We start from the raw sequence: 15448 nt of genomic DNA, 5'->3' as shown, positions 1-15448 counted from the left end.
GAGTCAACTGCTTTCTTCCAGTGCCAACGCATTAACATCAGGCAATCACATCCTTGAAGCATTTTGGGCTGAAGGTTGCTGTAATGGTGCTAACGGCGGTCGATTTAGTTTGGATGGCGGAGCAAACTGGCAAAGTCTGTCTGTCGGCAATCTTAATACACTTGCTCCTGTGCCGGTTCCAGCGGCTGTATGGTTGTTCGGTTCCGCTTTTGCTGGCTTGATGGGCAGGCGCAAACAAGTTAAAGCGTTGGCAGTTTGATTCAATATTGATTCAAAACACTTCTTCTGTATAACTCACCGCCCTTCGGGGCGGTTTTTTTTTGCGGTAATATTACCATTCATGCAATTATAGCGAGTGAATCACATAATCCATCTTTACGATGTGCTTAATATCCTTATTTCTAGCTACCAGCGCCCCACAAAAAGACTCGCCCAAATCAATATCTTTTATAAGCCATTCACTGGTTTGTCCATAGCCACCAGGAATTCTTAAAAGTTCTTTCAGCTTTTTCGGATTGATAACGCACTGCTTTAAACCTAATGCAATACCTCTCCCTGTTGCTTTCACAAACGCTTCTTTGCGTGTCCAGAACTGGTAGAAAGCTAGTGTTTGCTGGGATTTAGGTAATTGTTGCCAATAGCTTTTTTCTTCTTCAGCAAAGCACTTATCAACCAGTGCCGCCAAATTTGTTCTGGGTTTACACTGTTCAATATCAACGCCCAGCTCACAGTTATGTGCGATTGCCAGCAACATCGTATTGGCAGTATGCGATAAATTAAAAGCCAGCTCAGGATAATCGGCGAGATAAGGTTTGCCATATTCTGCCTTATGGATACGCAGTTGTTTCGGTGCAGCATTAACGGCGTTTCCCAGTAGAATTCTTAACCGAGCATGGATTTCCACATAGCGTCTGCGTAATTGCTCGTTTTTAAAATCGTTAGCATGTTGTTGTTCTGTTTGGTCAAGAATTTGCCAATAATAGGGGTAATCGGATTCTGTTTCGGCAATATTTCCTTTCCAAAGCTTGATTGTTAGTCCATCCACTAAGGACTTACCCATGCTTTGCCTACACCTCGCGGATCACTGGCGGCGGTTAATTTCTTCTTGATTTTATCCAGCTGCACGGCTTGCATATCGCCATAATTACGTTTGGTTTCTTTTAAGTGATGGCCTAGCGCTGATAGCTTTGTAATTTCATTTTGAGAAAATGCAGCTTTCTCATATTCGATAACATCGGGCATGTATTGGTGGTGAAAGCGCGGGATGCTAACCCAGGAATCAGGGTTGTTGCCTTTGGCAAAATCCAACACACCCAGCAAAACCATCGAGATAATCCGGCTACCGCCGGGGGTGCCTAACACGGCGATACGATCAGGCGTTTCCAGAAAGGTAGGAGTCATACTGGAGAGCATGCGCTTTCCTGGCGCAATCGAATTAGCGATGCCACCCACCAGTCCATAACCGTTCATAGCGCCCGGAAGGCTAGCAAAATCATCCATTTCATCATTTAGCAAAACGCCTGTACCTTCTGGCGCAAATCCTGAACCAAATGGCATATTGATGCTAAGGGTTGCGGCAACTCGGTTGCCGTCTTCGTCAATAATTGAAAAATGCGTGGTTTGTATTCCTTGCGCTTGTTCCGGCAGGTCGCCGGATAAAAAGTCGCTGGGTAACGCTTTGTCTGGCCTTATGGAGCTACGCAATCCTGCGGCATAATCTAAGCTGAGTAGGCGCTGAACTGGAATGTCGATAAAGTCGGCATCACCAAGATATAAGGCGCGGTCATGGTAAGCACGGCGCATCGTTTCTATTACGAGGTGTTTACGAGTGATGTCGTCCGAGTGTTGCAAATCAAAGCCTGAAAGTATATTCACGGCTTCGAGTAAGACAATTCCGCCGGATGATGACGGAGGCGCACTTGTTATAGTTATGCCTTGATAGTTTCCTTTAATTGGAGTTCGCTCGATAACTTGATAGGCATCAAGGTCTTCCTGACTCCATATCCCCCCAGCTTTACGAACGCCATTGACCAATTTTTCAGCAATCTCCCCGCTGTAAAATCCATTCCTGCCTGATTCGGCAAGTTGTTTTAGGGTTTCCGCCAGATCAGGTTGTTTAAGTATTGAGAAGGGTTGTGGTACTGAACTGTGAGAAAGGAAAATAGCTGCGGTAGAGCGGTCTTTTTTGAGTACATCGACACGGGAAGTGAGCATTTTTCTGTGCCGCTCAGTGATAGCAAAACCGTTTTTGGCATGTCGGATGGCAGGGGCTAAACTTTCTGCCAGAGACAGTCGGCCATATTTTTCCGACAAATGCACCAGTCCGGCGGGTAAACCTGGAATCGCCGCCGACAATGCCCCATCAAGCGATAATTTCGGTATCACTTTGCCGGATTTATCCAGGAACATATCTTTGTGCGAGGCTAGCGGTGCTTTTTCACGGCCATCAATGAGGGTTTCAGCATGATCCTTCGCCCGATGCAACAACCAGTAACCGCCACCACCCAAACCTGAACCTGCCGGTTCAACTACGGCCAGCGCCGCACTCACTGCCACCGCCGCATCAAACACATTGCCACCCTTTGCGATGATCTCGAATCCTGCTTCAGTCGCTAAGGGATGGGCAGAAGCAATGGCAACTTTGGGACTAGTTGCATAAACCTGAACAGTCCAGAGTAAAGCGAACAGGCTGCTGAGTGCCGTATATCTTGTTAGCGTTATCATCCTGAATTTATTTAAGGATTAGATACGGCAAAGTTTGTGTACGTTTTAAACATAAAGCCCAAAAACAGTGAGAATACGTAATTTTTAATGTTTTGATTTACGGTGTGATTTTTTAACCTTTGCACTCTTGGTGACAGGTAATGTGTCAACCGGCTTGGTCACTTTGGACTCAGCTTGCAATACGTCGCTTTCAGATTGGAAATCAAACGCACCTACCAAATCACCCGCCTTAGCGCGTACCCCAGGCAACGGTTCTAACTCAAATCGCCGAGTAATAAATTTGATGATTGAAGTGGTGTCATATGAGGTATGGTCTACAAAATGCCGCTTGGCAAAAGGTGAGATAATGATGGTGGGTATGCGCGTACCTGGCCCCCAGCGGTCACCTTTCGGTGGTGCAACGTGATCCCAAAACCCACCATTCTCGTCGTAAGTAATAATTACAACGGTTTTTTCCCAAGCAGGGCTTTCTTTGATTTTATTAAGTATCTCGACCAAGTGTTGGTCACCGGACAGTACATCGGTGTAACCAGGATGTTCATTAAATTGCCCAGTGGGTTTGTAAAAGGCGACTTGCGGCAATGTGCCATTGTCTATTGCCAATAGAAAATCGTCAGCATCTTGCAAATGCTGTTCTCGATCCGGCGTGCCAGGTGCAAAACGGGCATAATAGTTAAACGGCTGGTGGTGTGGCTGGAAGTTGATTGTTCCCGCTTTATCTGAATAAATCACACTGCGTTTCATATCCGGTGCTTGTCCGCCATCAGCTAAGGCTTGTTTCCACCCGCCGGCATACCATACCCATGAGATGTTTTTGGCGGTTAGGGTATCGCCAATCGTTTTCGTGGTTTGGGGTGGCAGCGGTTGCTTGTCAGGATCGGCAAAGCGAGGGTCGCCGTCTTTTGGAGGCACAATTTTTGAAGGTTGATAAGGCGGCTGCTTAGGCCCAACCAGATAGCCATCTGGCGTAAATGGTAATCCACTGCCTTCAAATTTAGGTGCACCATACATGGCCGAAGGAGGTGAATCATATCTACGCTTAAGTAGCCCGTATTCATCCAGTGTTACGCGCTCTTCTTCGGGCGCTTCTGGAATCTGCGGGGTGCAGGCACAGATCAGCCATTGATGGTTCAAGAAAGAGCCGCCAAATGCGCCCATGAAAAAGTTATCGGCGAGTACGTAATCTTGCGCCCATTGCCAAAGCGGCAATTTTGAGCCATCGTAATAGCCCATAACAAGGCCGCCAGCATCAGATATGGCGGCGAATTTATTATTTTTGCCGCCGTTGATTTGTTCGATGTTTTGGTAATAGCTGTGCACCAAGTCTCGCGTCCTGGCAGACAAAGGCAAATTCAAGGAAGGCTTATCAATTTGAAACGGCTTATTTGGCAGGCGTTCAGCCAGCGGTGGCTTATCTAATTGGCTTGCCCAAATCGGAGGCAACTCCTTGAATGGTTTGCCGTCGTGATCGACTTGGGTATATTGTTCCTTCGTTGCCTGCTTGACGCCATTTGCGCCTGGGAATAAGCCGTAAAGGTTATCGAAACTGCGGTTTTCAGCATAGAAGACGATAATATGTTCGATGTCGCTTAAAGTTGGCTTTGCTGTTGGGGGCGTTTTTGCCGCAAAACCGACGGAATTGCAACAGACCAGTAAAACAGTAACAACCGCATAATACGAATGAAAAAAGCCATTCGGTTTTGCACAATCTGGGTTTTTAATTCGGGTAAAATGTTTGGGAATAATGTTCATGCAATGTTTTCCGGCTGGACTGGTCGCTTTTTTATTTATCACGAATGGTAACACATTAATGGACTCGAAATTATCGGCAAACCCTCTAAAAATGGGCAAAATAGACATCCGGATACTTTATCCAAAAATTACATCTAACTAAATTTAATGACTTCACATAATCTTATTCTCGGCTTTATCGGCATTGGTTTAATGGGTAAACCCATGGCCTTACGTTTGCTCAATGCGGGTAATAAGGTTTACGTTTGGAACCGCAGCCCAGAAAAAATGCAAACAGTCACTGAAGCCGGAGCTATTGCCTGTTCGTCAGTTGCAGAACTGGTGAAGGCGGTCGATGTGATTATTTTGTGTCTCGCTGATACCGAAGTTGTCGAGTCGATTGTCCGTAACGATATTGCCAGCAATGGTTCGACTGGCAAGTTGCTGATTGATTTATCCAGCATTCACCCTGAAAACACCAAACAATTAGCGGCACTGTTGCGTAAACAATGCGGTATGGGCTGGGTGGATGCGCCAGTTTCCGGCGGGATGGCAGGTGCGGAGCAAGGCAATCTGGCGATTATGGCGGGCGGCAGTGAAGCCGATATTGCTGTCGCAAGGGAAGTCTTGACGCCACTGTACCGACAACTAACGCACATGGGCGAAGTCGGCAGTGGGCAGGTCACCAAAATCTGCAACCAGATGATTGTTAGTTGCAATGTCATGGTCATTGCCGAGATGATTGCGTTGGCAAAACAGGCCGGAGTCGATGCGGCAAAAATACCGCAAGCTTTGGCAGGTGGCTTTGCGGACTCCAAGCCCTTACAAATTACCGGCACGGAAATGGCTTTGGAGCAATTCGAGCCTATTAAATGGCGCGTCAAAACCTTATTGAAAGACCTAAGCATGGCAGCGGATATTGCCAAACAGTGTAACAACGCTGTTCCCATGTCCAGCCTCGCGGCACAGTTGATGCAATTACATGGAGTTAACGGGCATCTGGAGCAGGATCCTGCCACGCTAATCAAGTTGTATGAAAAATAAACTATCTGATTCCGTTCGTCCTGAGCTTGTCGAAGGGCGAGCATCAAAGCCGCTTAAATTCAGCGCCAACCTCAGCATGTTGTTTAGCGAATTCGAACTGATTGACCGCTTTCAGGCGGCTAAAGCGTGCGGTTTTGATGCGGTAGAAATCCAATTTCCTTACAGCGTACATCCGGAAATTATGGCTGGCTTGTTGGCGGAGCAGCAGTTGAAGCTGGTGCTGTTCAACGTTGCCGCAGGCGACCTACTGCAAGGCGGCGAAGGGCTTGCCAGTGTACCGGAAAAAAAAGAGCAATTTGAAGATGCCATAACGCAAGCGGTGGCTTATGCCCATTATGTAAAACCGGAAGCCATCAATATTCTCCCTGGGCGGTGTTTGGATAAGCGCCAAAAATCGCGTTACCTGGAAACCTTCAAGGAAAACCTGTTGCTGGCTGCCGACACCTTAGCGCCGTTAAGGATAAAAGCAGTGTTTGAGGCCATTAATACTTACGACATGCCGGACTTTCTGGTCTACAGCGGTAAGCAGATGCTTAGCATTGTAAAGCAACTCAAGCACCCCAATCTGTTCATGCAATACGACATTTATCACATGCACCGCATGGGCGAGAACACGGCTGATTTTATTGCCCGTCATGCCGATAAGATCGGCCATATCCAGTTTGCCGATTGTCCAGGTCGAGGCCAGCCTGGCACGGGTGAAATTGATTTCCAGCAATTTTTTTCTGTTATCGAAAATTCAAATTATTCAGGCTGGTGCGGGGCGGAATATAAGCCTGTTGAGGCTAGTTGTGACAGTTTTGGGTGGTTGAGTAAATAACCGCGATGAATCCAAGCAAAATCTAGGAATTAAGCTATAGTTAATCTCGATTTCGGCATCTATTCACTAGAGATTTTACAATGAACTTTCCGCGAACCATGCAAGTACGTTTTCAGTTACATTAATGTCGTAATTGTTTTCATGGATTGTCGCATTTGCTTACATAAAAACATTTATAAACAGTTAGATAGCGATATTAAATAATGAATATACGACAAATTACGATTTTTATAAGACATTTAATGTCGTATATATCACGTTAGTCTTTTGTCGGTGAACATGAGCCACTACAGGTTTCCAAGGAGGCTGTGTTATGTTTGTGAAGAACCAAAGGCTGTTTATTATCGTGATGGTTCTTGTATTGCTCGGCATAAGCAGTGGTTGCGGCGCGATAGCCACAACAATGGTTGTCCTAGTCGGACAGGCTTTAGTGAGTGACACCGAGGATGTGACTGAAATGGATAGCTACCAGGGCGTGGATGTCTGGGAAAGCTATGGCCGGAACCAAGTGTATAGGCTTAAGCTTGATTTGGTTTATGGCAAAATTTTTATCACCAAATTCGATGAAGATGAGCTTCTCCTGCCTAGGGGCGGGTTTTTTGGATGGAACCCCGAAACTGGGAAACCTATTGCCATACCAGGGTCAATAGAAGCATATAAATCAGACCTGAAAAGATGGGCAGCGATCAAAGGGATGATACCCGCTGGCACTAGGCTAAAGACGGAGCGCGTAATATATGAGCAAGACATCAATACTCACGAATATTACTATTTCGCCGTTTTTGTTGACGGCCCAATAACTGGCAAGGGTGTCCTGCTTAATTCAATATCGACCCCTGCTGCTTCGGGGGCGAGCCATATCAACCCCGATTTGTTGGAAAAGGTGAACCCGTAAGATGGTTTCGCGCTAGCAAACCGTCATAATCGTAAACGGATCGCATGGAATTGATTGTGACACGGATTTTTCCAAGTTGTATTTTAGGGTCATGCTAAAAATTGGCCTAACCCAATGCTCAACCGGAGCGCGGTTATACTACGGTTTTGTTTTTTAGCTTCCCGTGCCGCGCCCGGTTAGCTTTACGTTAGGCCCTCTACTCGAACCCATCCAATATGAAAAAAGATAAATCCACTATTAACGTCACTAGCATCCTCAAACTGCTGGGGGTGTTTTTTGCCATTCTGATCGGCGTATTCTTAGTCTCAATGATATATGACAAAGTGTCTCAGCGGAATGCCGTAGAGTTAGCAGAACTAGAACAAGGCATTGGTAGTGCTGGTATAACATCAACGGGTCTTGCAATTAATCCAAATTCTTTTACTGGCGACAAAACGTCTGGAAACACCATTAGCTTTGACATAATCCAACAAAATATAGATAAAATAAACTTAACTTATGAGCTGCTGGGAACTGATTTAGCCTCTTTTGAAACTAGAGTAGCGCCGTTGTCGCAAAGCAATAGTTTTACATTTCCTATACCTAAGGATTTTATAGGTCAGTTGAAAATGACTGCTTTTGGTTATTCAAATAATCGGCTAATAGGACAAAATGTTCATATTATTAATATACAAGCACCAACGAATCTTACCTTGCAAAGTATTCGCTATGAAGATCCAGATGTCGAAATTTCGGAGCAACAATCATTAAGATTTAAACTGCTTGGAACATACAGCGATGGCATTGAAAGACGAATAAATGACATAGTTGCTAGTGGTTATGTGATTGATGATCCTGCGATTATTCGGCGAACAGGTCAAGACACTGTTGAGGGTCTGTCGCAACAAGGAGAAACGACACTAACAGCCACAGTAGGAACACTTACTGCGACATTAAATGTCTTTGTTAAGATAAATCAAGAAAGACTGGTTCAAAAATGTATTGTTGCTGCATATCAATATCAAGCGAAAGGTAAAGATATAAACCCTGAAGTATGGTGTGCAGACGTAACTTCAGCAGAAGAGGAAGAGTGTCGAGAAGTAAGTCTTGCCGCTAAACTCAGGGGAGAAATTGAGAGTGTGAACGTAAAAGAATCGTGTAAACGATAAGCCTAACATGGCGCTTAAAGGGACGTGCCGCCTCATGGCAGTTTTGTAGTTTTGCATTTTATCAAGCCCTTGTGGCTTCGTTTGGCGTCCGTGAGCGGCACGCCCCTTAGCTTTACGTTAGGCTGGGGACGAGGAATTCTTACCTATGCGTCTCCGAGTAAAGTTTGAAGATGGCTCAATCATCGTTTATCAGGAAAAGTGGGCGGCGATTGCTTATCAATTGGCAATGGGATTCCTCTGTATTTTTATCGCGGCATACTTCTACTACATCGGAGCTTCCACGTCCGTACGGCGGTTAAATTGTACGGTGACTTGTAAGGTGGATTCGCGCGAGCAATCCACCGAAACGAAACCACGGAGCTGAAACCTTTGCATGGTTTATCAAGCGGTTTTTTACCCCTGGTGAATTGTTTATGCGGCGCATTTGCTTTGGCATGGCGGTTTGCTCGCGCGAAACCACCCTACGCCTATGCTATTATTTCCAACGCGTGACGGGGTATGCCCAGTCCGGCTCACACACCTATCTCGCGGAACGAGGACATCCGTACGGCGGTTAAATTGTAGCAAGGTGGGGTTGAGGTACGAACCCCAACGCTTGATGCACCGAATTGTTGAGCTTTCTACCTAAGGGGGAGGTCAAGGTTGTCGTATAACGTACGTTAGGCAGTATCATGTACGCGCGCTCTCTTTATCATTTGCATTACAGCTTCATTCGCATGTGTTGGAATTAACTCCATATTGGGGTGCTGGCTTGGGAATACTCGGAAAAGCTCGTCTGCAAAAGACTGACCTATGGATTCCACCCCATTAAAATCAAACAGTACGGTTTTAAATTTATCAATCCTTAGCAATAGCCTTTTGGCTTGTGACCGCGACACCAATTTATCATCCCCATACTGCGTCAACCGGACAGGAACGACCGTTTTTGTAAACCCATAGTCGTCACCCGAAGTAAAGCTGTCAAATACTTGCTTAGCTGTTCTTGATGTGTTGTTTGAAAGCCGCATGACTACTATAGTGCCTGTATTGGGATGTTGTTGCTCTAAAATCCAGTCTTCAACTTCTCCGTGTGTATGTGAGAAATAAACGTTCCCAGAAAAAATCGTAAAATTGTCAAACATCCTTGACGAGAAAAATATTCCTTCTCCTGAGTGGTTGGCGGGGTCTGTTGTTAGCTTGCCCTTCGCTAATTCAAGCACCGAGTGGCGTTCATCGTATAAACCCATTGCCCGTTGAATTTTCTTAAAAATTCCTTCGCCATTGTCGTAAATAACAACTTCCGATGATGTTGCTGTTTTTTTTAATGTCACCGTCGCATGTTGTCCGCTTGAATGGTCAATTGCATTGTTGAACATTTCTGTTACGCCAAAATGCCAAATATCAATAACATTGCCAGGAAGTTCGCCAAGCAAAGGAGCTATATGTACACGCCAAACAATGTCTTCTGATATAGTCTTGTCTAATGAGAATATTTCCACCCATTCGACTAACGGATGTAAGTAGTAATGCCTATTTTTAGTCGCCCCTTTAATTAAAATGCTCTTTTGCTCAACAAGGCGTTGCATATGTTTATTTACCCCTTGTCGTGATATATCAAAAGCACGGCATGTGACATTTACAATGTCTTTTGAATTATGTTCAACATTATCAAGAATAAATTGCCTTATTTGTTCTCCTCTTTTTCTAACCCCAGCCACAAAAAATGCCTCCTAAATAATTAGCTTTTGTCAACCTTATTAGAGATAATTGTCAACTTTATGTGTTATTTTGTCAACCTTACCTTTCTATATTTGTTTTTAAGCCTAACGAATAAGGTTAGATTATGTGAGCGATAGCTCGGTTGGGGTGAGGCACGAACCCCAACGTTTGATGCGCCGAATTGTTGGCAGCACCACCCTTGTATCTCTCCAAAGCCGGATATAATTGCTTAGCTAGCATTATATCATGGTGGTGCATGATCAGAGTTTGGGTCCACCCTTAGGCATAAAGCCTGTAACGTAGATTAAACCCATGCACCTATTTTCTTAACACTGAATGGTATCCGAGTCCTTCCTATTGGGGAATGAGGCTGAATGAACAAGGGGAGTCGCAAAGAAATGAATGTTATTGGTATCGATGTCAGCAAAGCCAAACTGGACTGTGCTTGGCTTGACGAAAACAACAAATTGAAAGCAAAAGTGTTTCCCAACGCACTGACAGGTTGGTCGAGTTTGGTCGAATGGTCACTAAAACACACGGGCTTGTCGATCAGCGGCTTACATTTTGTCATGGAGGCGACGGGGGTTTGCCACGGGCAATTGGCGGTTTATCTCTATGACAAAGGGGCCAACGTGTCGGTTGTCAACCCGGCACAGGTCAAGTTTTACGCCCAAAGCCTGGGTGTGCGGAGCAAGAACGACAAAAAGGACAGCGTGGTGCTGGCGCGTTATGGGTTACACGAAAAACCCAAGCGGTGGCAACCGGAAGCCCTTGAAATCGGTACCTTGAAAGCCCTGGTGGCGCGCCTGGACAGTCTTGAAAAGGACTTGCAACGGGAACGCAACCGGCGAGAAAAGGCTGAAATTAGCCAAGCCCCGCCAGCCATCTTAGCCTCGTTGGCGCAAATCATCGGGACGCTTGATGCCGAACGGCAACAATTGGAAAAACTGATTGAAGAACACCTTAACAATCATGAACTACTCAAACAAAACAAAGCGTTGCTGGAAAGCATCCCGGGCGTAGGCAAAGTCATCGCCACCCGGATGTTGATGGTCATCGGCAGCCGCCCATTCGACAGTGCCAGCCAGTGCGCCGCCTATTTGGGGCTGGTCCCCGTACAGCACGAATCCGGCAGCAGCGTCAGGGGACGCGCCAAGCTTTCCAAGGCCGGGAAACCCGGCCATCCGCATCCGCGCCAAACTGTACATGGCGGCGGTGGTGGCGACCACTTACAATCCCGACATCAAGCCCAATACCTGCGACTGACCGGCAACGGCAAAAGCAAAATGTCGGCGTTAGGCGCAGCCATGCGGAAACTGGTGCAGATTTGTTTTGGTGTCCTCAAACACCAACAACCTTATCAACCTCAAGTGGCAAATTGACCACTTGCGATTGATACGGAGAGATGGTATCTACGTTTTACTTTTTTGTCAGCTTCAAATACTTCTGATACAAGGTTTCCTGGTTTTCAACATAACCCGTAAGATGGTTGAACGTAAGGTGGATTCGCGTTAGCAATCCACCTAAACGAAGCTACGGGGCTGAAACCTTTGCATGGTTTATCAAGTGGTTTTTTTATCCCTGGTGAATTGTTTATGCGGCACAATTGTTTTGGCATGGCGGTTTGCTCGCGCGAAACCGCCCTATGCCTATGCTATTATTTCCGTTGATTTTTCTATTGATGCCGATATGTTTTATGCCTAACCCGTAAGATGGTTGAACGTAAGGTGGATTCGCGCGAGCAATCCACCGAAACGAAACCACGGAATCGAAACTCTTTTCAGGGTTTATCAGGCGGTTTTTTACCCCTGGTGAATTGTTTATGCGGCGCATTTGCTTTGGCATGGCGGTTTGCTCGCGCGAAACCACCCAATGCCTATGCTATTATTTCCGTTGATTCTTTCTATTGATTCGGAAATGCTTTATGCTTGATTATCGACGCAACTTTGTGGTGGGCGGGTGTTATTTTTTTACGGTCAATTTACTGGAGCGGCGGCGAACGTTGCTGACTGACCATATTGACCTGTTACGTGATTCGGTTCGGAGGGTGAAACGCTTATACCCGTTCCATATCGATGCCTGGGTGGTGCTGCCGGATGATTTGCATTGTGTGTGGACGTTGCCACCTGATACCGATGATTTTCCGGTACGTTGGCGGTTGATCAAATTATTGTTTGCCAAAGGTTTGCCGCGTACCGAGCGCTTATCGGCGACGCGGCGTAAACGTGCAGAACGAGGAATATGGCAGCGGCGTTATTGGGAACACACAATTACTACGGAGTTGGATCATGTAAGCCATATCGACTATATTCAAGCCAATCCCTTGAAACATGGCTATGTCAGCCGAGTACAGGATTGGCCTTATTCGACCTTCCATCGCTATGTGCATGATGGCATTCTGGCGGCGGATTGGTGCGGTGATATAGGTGGTTTGCCAACGGCAGCGGAATAATCGACAATGGGGTTAATGTAAGCTCTGTTGGGCTTCGTACCTCAGCACCATCCTACAAAACACCTAAGTAATGATTAAACTCCGATCAATTTTCAAACTCAACTGGCTGAAATGAAAGTAATTTTTACATGCTTACTTGTTGTAGCTTTGTCAACCTCTGTTCCGAGTAACGCAGGCGATGCATTGATTGCATTTTCCAGGCTAAATAACGCAGGACTCCTGGTTTTGGCTGCTAACGGACAGACTGTCTTAGCCGATCATGCCGATACGCCGCTAATGCCAGCATCGACCACCAAGTTGGCGACTGCCTGGATGGCATTAACCCATTGGGGTGAACAACATCGTTTTCACACAGAGTTTTATCTGGACGAATCGACCCAAACACTTTGGGTAAAAGGCAGCGGCGACCCTTATCTGGTTTCTGAAGAATTGGATGTTGTTGCTAGAAACCTTAAACAGAAAGGCTTAACGCAAATTAAAGCTATCGGTATTGATAGCTCATTATTTCAGCCGAATTTAGTGCTGCCGGGCACAGGTACGACTGACAATCCTTACGATGCAGTGCCAACTGCCGTTGCTGCTAATTTCAATACAGTAGCTGTAAAGAAAGTCGGTGGTCAAGTGGTATCCGCAGAATCGCTTACGCCTTTAACGGCTTTTGCAGAAAGCTTAGGGAGTTCAAGCAAGAGCGGTGAGTTGCGTGTCAACACCGGCCCTAATCCGCACAATGCCGAGAACTATTTTGGGGAATTGTTAGGGGCTTTTCTACGGAAACATGGCGTTGCAGTCGGCTCTCAAATCGTTTTTGGTCAGGCTTCAACCCAGAAGGTGTTTTATACCCACGTTAACAGTAAAACACTGGGTGAAATGCTGCGCCCGATGCTGAAATATTCTACCAATTTCGTTGCCAACCAGTTAATTTTGACGTTAAGTGCGGAAGCCTACCGCCGCCCCGCTAATGCAACCGATGTACAACGCTATATGGAAGAAACGCTTTTCCGTCGTTTTGCTTGGAAGCGCTTTTCATTGGCAGATGGTGCTGGCTTATCTCGCACTAACCGACTGTCGCCGCAGCAACTGACGGAACTGCTGCTTGCGTTCCGCGATTGGAAGCATTTGTTGCCTGAAATCGAACCTGGTATATACGCAAAATCTGGAACTTTGAGCGGTGTTAGTGCGCTGGCAGGTTATTTGGTTAAGCGTGGTGAGTGGCAACCTTTTGCTGTGGTTATGAATGAAAGCGTACCCAATCACCTGAAAAACCGTATCGCTCGGGAGCTTTCAGGGAGGTAATCGGCAGTTGTTCAAGTAGGCTACTTGCTTAAATTATATCGCTTTTATCCGAATAACTTCCCTTGCTACGTCGATTGAATATTTCCAATTAATTACTCTTTGCGGAGTTCTATTAATCTTCATTATAATCTCGCCGATGTCGATAGTCCCAAGAGAGTCCTCGCTGTGGGCAATGTGTGCACAATATAAATAAACCAAATCATTCATATTGCCAAGCAAGCTTTTGTCGCTTGTTTTTGTCAGTTCAATTTCCATTTCATGTGGAAGTATATGATTAATTTGATCGCCGCTGAACCCTTCTGCTTTTAGTAACTGCGCCAGACCTGCCGAGAAACCAGAAATGATTTTTATAGATTCAGATTTTTTGACCCCTACCAAAATGAACGACAACAGGGTGCGCTCATTCATATAAATCACTAAATTGCGATGGCCTATCTTGAAGGTATTTACATACCAGTTTCCAAGCACCGAATCAGGTTCTTTTATTTCACATAGCTCCCTGGGTTTTACCCCAAGAAAATCCTGGACTTTCTTTGTACAACGAAATTGAATCATTTAGAAACAATAAAAATAAAGCATATAGATTAATAGGATGACGCAATGAGAGAGACGCATCTTTCACGAAGGATGCGCTTCCCTTCGTTCAGCAAATCCTATGGCTCTATCTTTTGTTATTTATATGAAACTTTCCAAGTTTCTACCGCTTGGTTTGATAGCCACGCTTGGAAAGCATTCAAGTTTTGTAAGTTCCATTTGTCATAAGAGGCTACTTGTTGAGCCAATGGGTAGTGAGCTTCTAAATAAGCGCGTTTTTTATTTTCAAAACTTGCTCTTTTTAATTCATCCTTCTCAAGCAAAACCACATTGCCCAAACGATCTTGAATGTCATTAACACCCTCTCCAAAATAACTATCCCAGTCCTCATCAGGATTATAAGGACAAACATGCTCTAACGTTGTTTTGGTAGGGTCTGTTTCATGCCCCAAATAAGTTTCTATCTCAGCCAAAAGAAATCTTATTTTTTTTGCAGAACGCTTACTTGGCATTTTATGGAATTCAAAAGCATTAAAAAATGACTCATCACTAGGATAAAGTTTTCTAAAAATATCACTATTTTTAACATGACTTGCACGAGTACATTCCTTTGCGTGGATTTTTATCGCGAGCTGATTATAAGCATTTTCTTGCTCATTAGGAGAAAGATGACAGATGACATTGTATCTAATAGCTAGAATGTACAAATACTTGGAAAGTTTTACAAATTCCTCACCAGAAAACTGAGTAAAGGCAACCATTAGAACGGTAAGTGGCTGTTTAATGTTAAACAGGTCAAATCCTTCTAGATACTTTTTAACATCACGATAAACAACATCTTGGTTAGCCCACCATTCATCATGCGGATTTAAAAGCGAGGCATAAACAGGCGCGTATTGACTTAAAGAGCGAAGATACTCATAAGCTTTTTCTGGCGTATTGATTAACTTCCGAACCGATGAAAATAGGTCTTTCTTTGTAACTAATGTTGCTTGGAAATTATGATGATAACGAATAAAGTCTGTGAAATTGCTTTCCCCTAGTTGGGAAACTATTTCAGACCAACTTTCATCAAGTTCATTTAACTCATCATCTGGAATATTATTATC

General features: G+C 45.1%; 16 protein-coding genes and 1 pseudogene. 10 read left to right on the top strand and 7 right to left on the bottom strand.

What is annotated here, in order from left to right:
• Nucleotides 1-259 (top strand): annotated as a pseudogene (locus ABL924_RS15280) (hypothetical protein); the annotation flags it as partial.
• Nucleotides 260-346: 87 nt separating this feature from the next.
• Here ABL924_RS15280 and ABL924_RS15275 read toward each other — a convergent pair.
• The 3 genes from ABL924_RS15275 to acpA form a co-directional block, all read right to left on the bottom strand.
• Complete coding sequence (locus ABL924_RS15275) at nucleotides 347-1060, bottom strand: 4'-phosphopantetheinyl transferase superfamily protein (RefSeq protein WP_349027963.1); 714 nt, start codon at nucleotides 1058-1060, stop codon at nucleotides 347-349.
• The gene (gene ggt, locus ABL924_RS15270) at nucleotides 1045-2724 is read right to left on the bottom strand and encodes a gamma-glutamyltransferase (protein ID WP_349027962.1); all 1680 of its coding nucleotides are present in this window, start codon (nucleotides 2722-2724) and stop codon (nucleotides 1045-1047) included. Before ggt ends, ABL924_RS15275 begins: the two co-directional genes overlap by 16 nt.
• A gap of 84 nt (nucleotides 2725-2808) precedes the next feature.
• The gene (gene acpA / locus ABL924_RS15265) at nucleotides 2809-4584 is read right to left on the bottom strand and encodes an acid phosphatase (protein WP_349027961.1); all 1776 of its coding nucleotides are present in this window, start codon (nucleotides 4582-4584) and stop codon (nucleotides 2809-2811) included.
• 39 nt (nucleotides 4585-4623) lie between these two features.
• Here acpA and ABL924_RS15260 point away from each other — a divergent pair, with 39 nt between their 5' ends.
• The 6 genes from ABL924_RS15260 (at nucleotide 4624) to ABL924_RS15235 (ending at nucleotide 8919) form a co-directional block, all read left to right on the top strand.
• Nucleotides 4624-5499 (top strand): NAD(P)-dependent oxidoreductase, encoded by an 876-nt coding sequence (locus ABL924_RS15260; protein WP_349027960.1) that lies wholly within the window; start codon nucleotides 4624-4626, stop codon nucleotides 5497-5499.
• Nucleotides 5489-6319, top strand: coding sequence for a TIM barrel protein (locus ABL924_RS15255; RefSeq protein ID WP_349027959.1), 831 nt, complete (start codon nucleotides 5489-5491; stop codon nucleotides 6317-6319). The genes ABL924_RS15260 and ABL924_RS15255 overlap by 11 nt, the downstream gene beginning before the upstream one ends.
• A gap of 313 nt (nucleotides 6320-6632) precedes the next feature.
• Nucleotides 6633-7214: a hypothetical protein gene (locus tag ABL924_RS15250; RefSeq protein ID WP_349027958.1), complete on the top strand. Its 582-nt coding sequence runs from the start codon at nucleotides 6633-6635 to the stop codon at nucleotides 7212-7214.
• 215 nt (nucleotides 7215-7429) lie between these two features.
• Nucleotides 7430-8362, top strand: a complete 933-nt coding sequence (locus ABL924_RS15245) for a hypothetical protein (RefSeq protein ID WP_349027957.1) — start codon at nucleotides 7430-7432, stop codon at nucleotides 8360-8362.
• Between the two features lie 145 nt (nucleotides 8363-8507).
• Nucleotides 8508-8726: a hypothetical protein gene (locus ABL924_RS15240; protein ID WP_349027956.1), complete on the top strand. Its 219-nt coding sequence runs from the start codon at nucleotides 8508-8510 to the stop codon at nucleotides 8724-8726.
• 49 nt (nucleotides 8727-8775) lie between these two features.
• Nucleotides 8776-8919 (top strand): hypothetical protein, encoded by a 144-nt coding sequence (locus ABL924_RS15235; RefSeq protein WP_349027955.1) that lies wholly within the window; start codon nucleotides 8776-8778, stop codon nucleotides 8917-8919.
• Between the two features lie 102 nt (nucleotides 8920-9021).
• Here the strand turns inward: ABL924_RS15235 and ABL924_RS15230 are convergent, their stop codons facing one another.
• Nucleotides 9022-10059, bottom strand: a complete 1038-nt coding sequence (locus ABL924_RS15230) for a DUF4325 domain-containing protein (protein WP_349027954.1) — start codon at nucleotides 10057-10059, stop codon at nucleotides 9022-9024.
• A 375-nt stretch (nucleotides 10060-10434) separates the two neighbouring features.
• On the opposite strand from ABL924_RS15230, the gene ABL924_RS15225 reads away from it, so the two are divergent.
• Entirely contained in the window at nucleotides 10435-11442 is a 1008-nt protein-coding gene (locus ABL924_RS15225) for an IS110 family transposase (protein WP_349027953.1), read from the top strand.
• Nucleotides 11443-11653: 211 nt separating this feature from the next.
• On the opposite strand, the gene ABL924_RS15220 is transcribed toward ABL924_RS15225, so the two are convergent.
• Nucleotides 11654-11905, bottom strand: a complete 252-nt coding sequence (locus ABL924_RS15220; RefSeq protein ID WP_349027952.1) for a hypothetical protein — start codon at nucleotides 11903-11905, stop codon at nucleotides 11654-11656.
• A gap of 79 nt (nucleotides 11906-11984) precedes the next feature.
• On the opposite strand from ABL924_RS15220, the gene ABL924_RS15215 reads away from it, so the two are divergent.
• Together ABL924_RS15215 and ABL924_RS15210 are read left to right on the top strand one after the other, a co-directional pair.
• Nucleotides 11985-12512 (top strand): transposase, encoded by a 528-nt coding sequence (locus ABL924_RS15215; RefSeq protein ID WP_349027951.1) that lies wholly within the window; start codon nucleotides 11985-11987, stop codon nucleotides 12510-12512.
• Between the two features lie 111 nt (nucleotides 12513-12623).
• Nucleotides 12624-13805, top strand: a complete 1182-nt coding sequence (locus ABL924_RS15210; protein WP_349027950.1) for a D-alanyl-D-alanine carboxypeptidase — start codon at nucleotides 12624-12626, stop codon at nucleotides 13803-13805.
• 33 nt (nucleotides 13806-13838) lie between these two features.
• Here the strand turns inward: ABL924_RS15210 and ABL924_RS15205 are convergent, their stop codons facing one another.
• Together ABL924_RS15205 and ABL924_RS15200 are read right to left on the bottom strand one after the other, a co-directional pair.
• Nucleotides 13839-14360 (bottom strand): hypothetical protein, encoded by a 522-nt coding sequence (locus tag ABL924_RS15205; RefSeq protein ID WP_349027949.1) that lies wholly within the window; start codon nucleotides 14358-14360, stop codon nucleotides 13839-13841.
• 116 nt (nucleotides 14361-14476) lie between these two features.
• The coding region (locus ABL924_RS15200; RefSeq protein ID WP_349027948.1) for an HNH endonuclease family protein at nucleotides 14477-15448 on the bottom strand (972 nt) is incomplete at its 5' end.

The sequence above is a fragment of the Methyloglobulus sp. genome (genome assembly GCF_040079455.1).
Taxonomy (GTDB): domain Bacteria; phylum Pseudomonadota; class Gammaproteobacteria; order Methylococcales; family Methylomonadaceae; genus Methyloglobulus.
The sequence above is the reverse complement of the archived record's forward strand: the minus strand, read 5'-3'. Positions and strand labels throughout refer to the sequence as shown.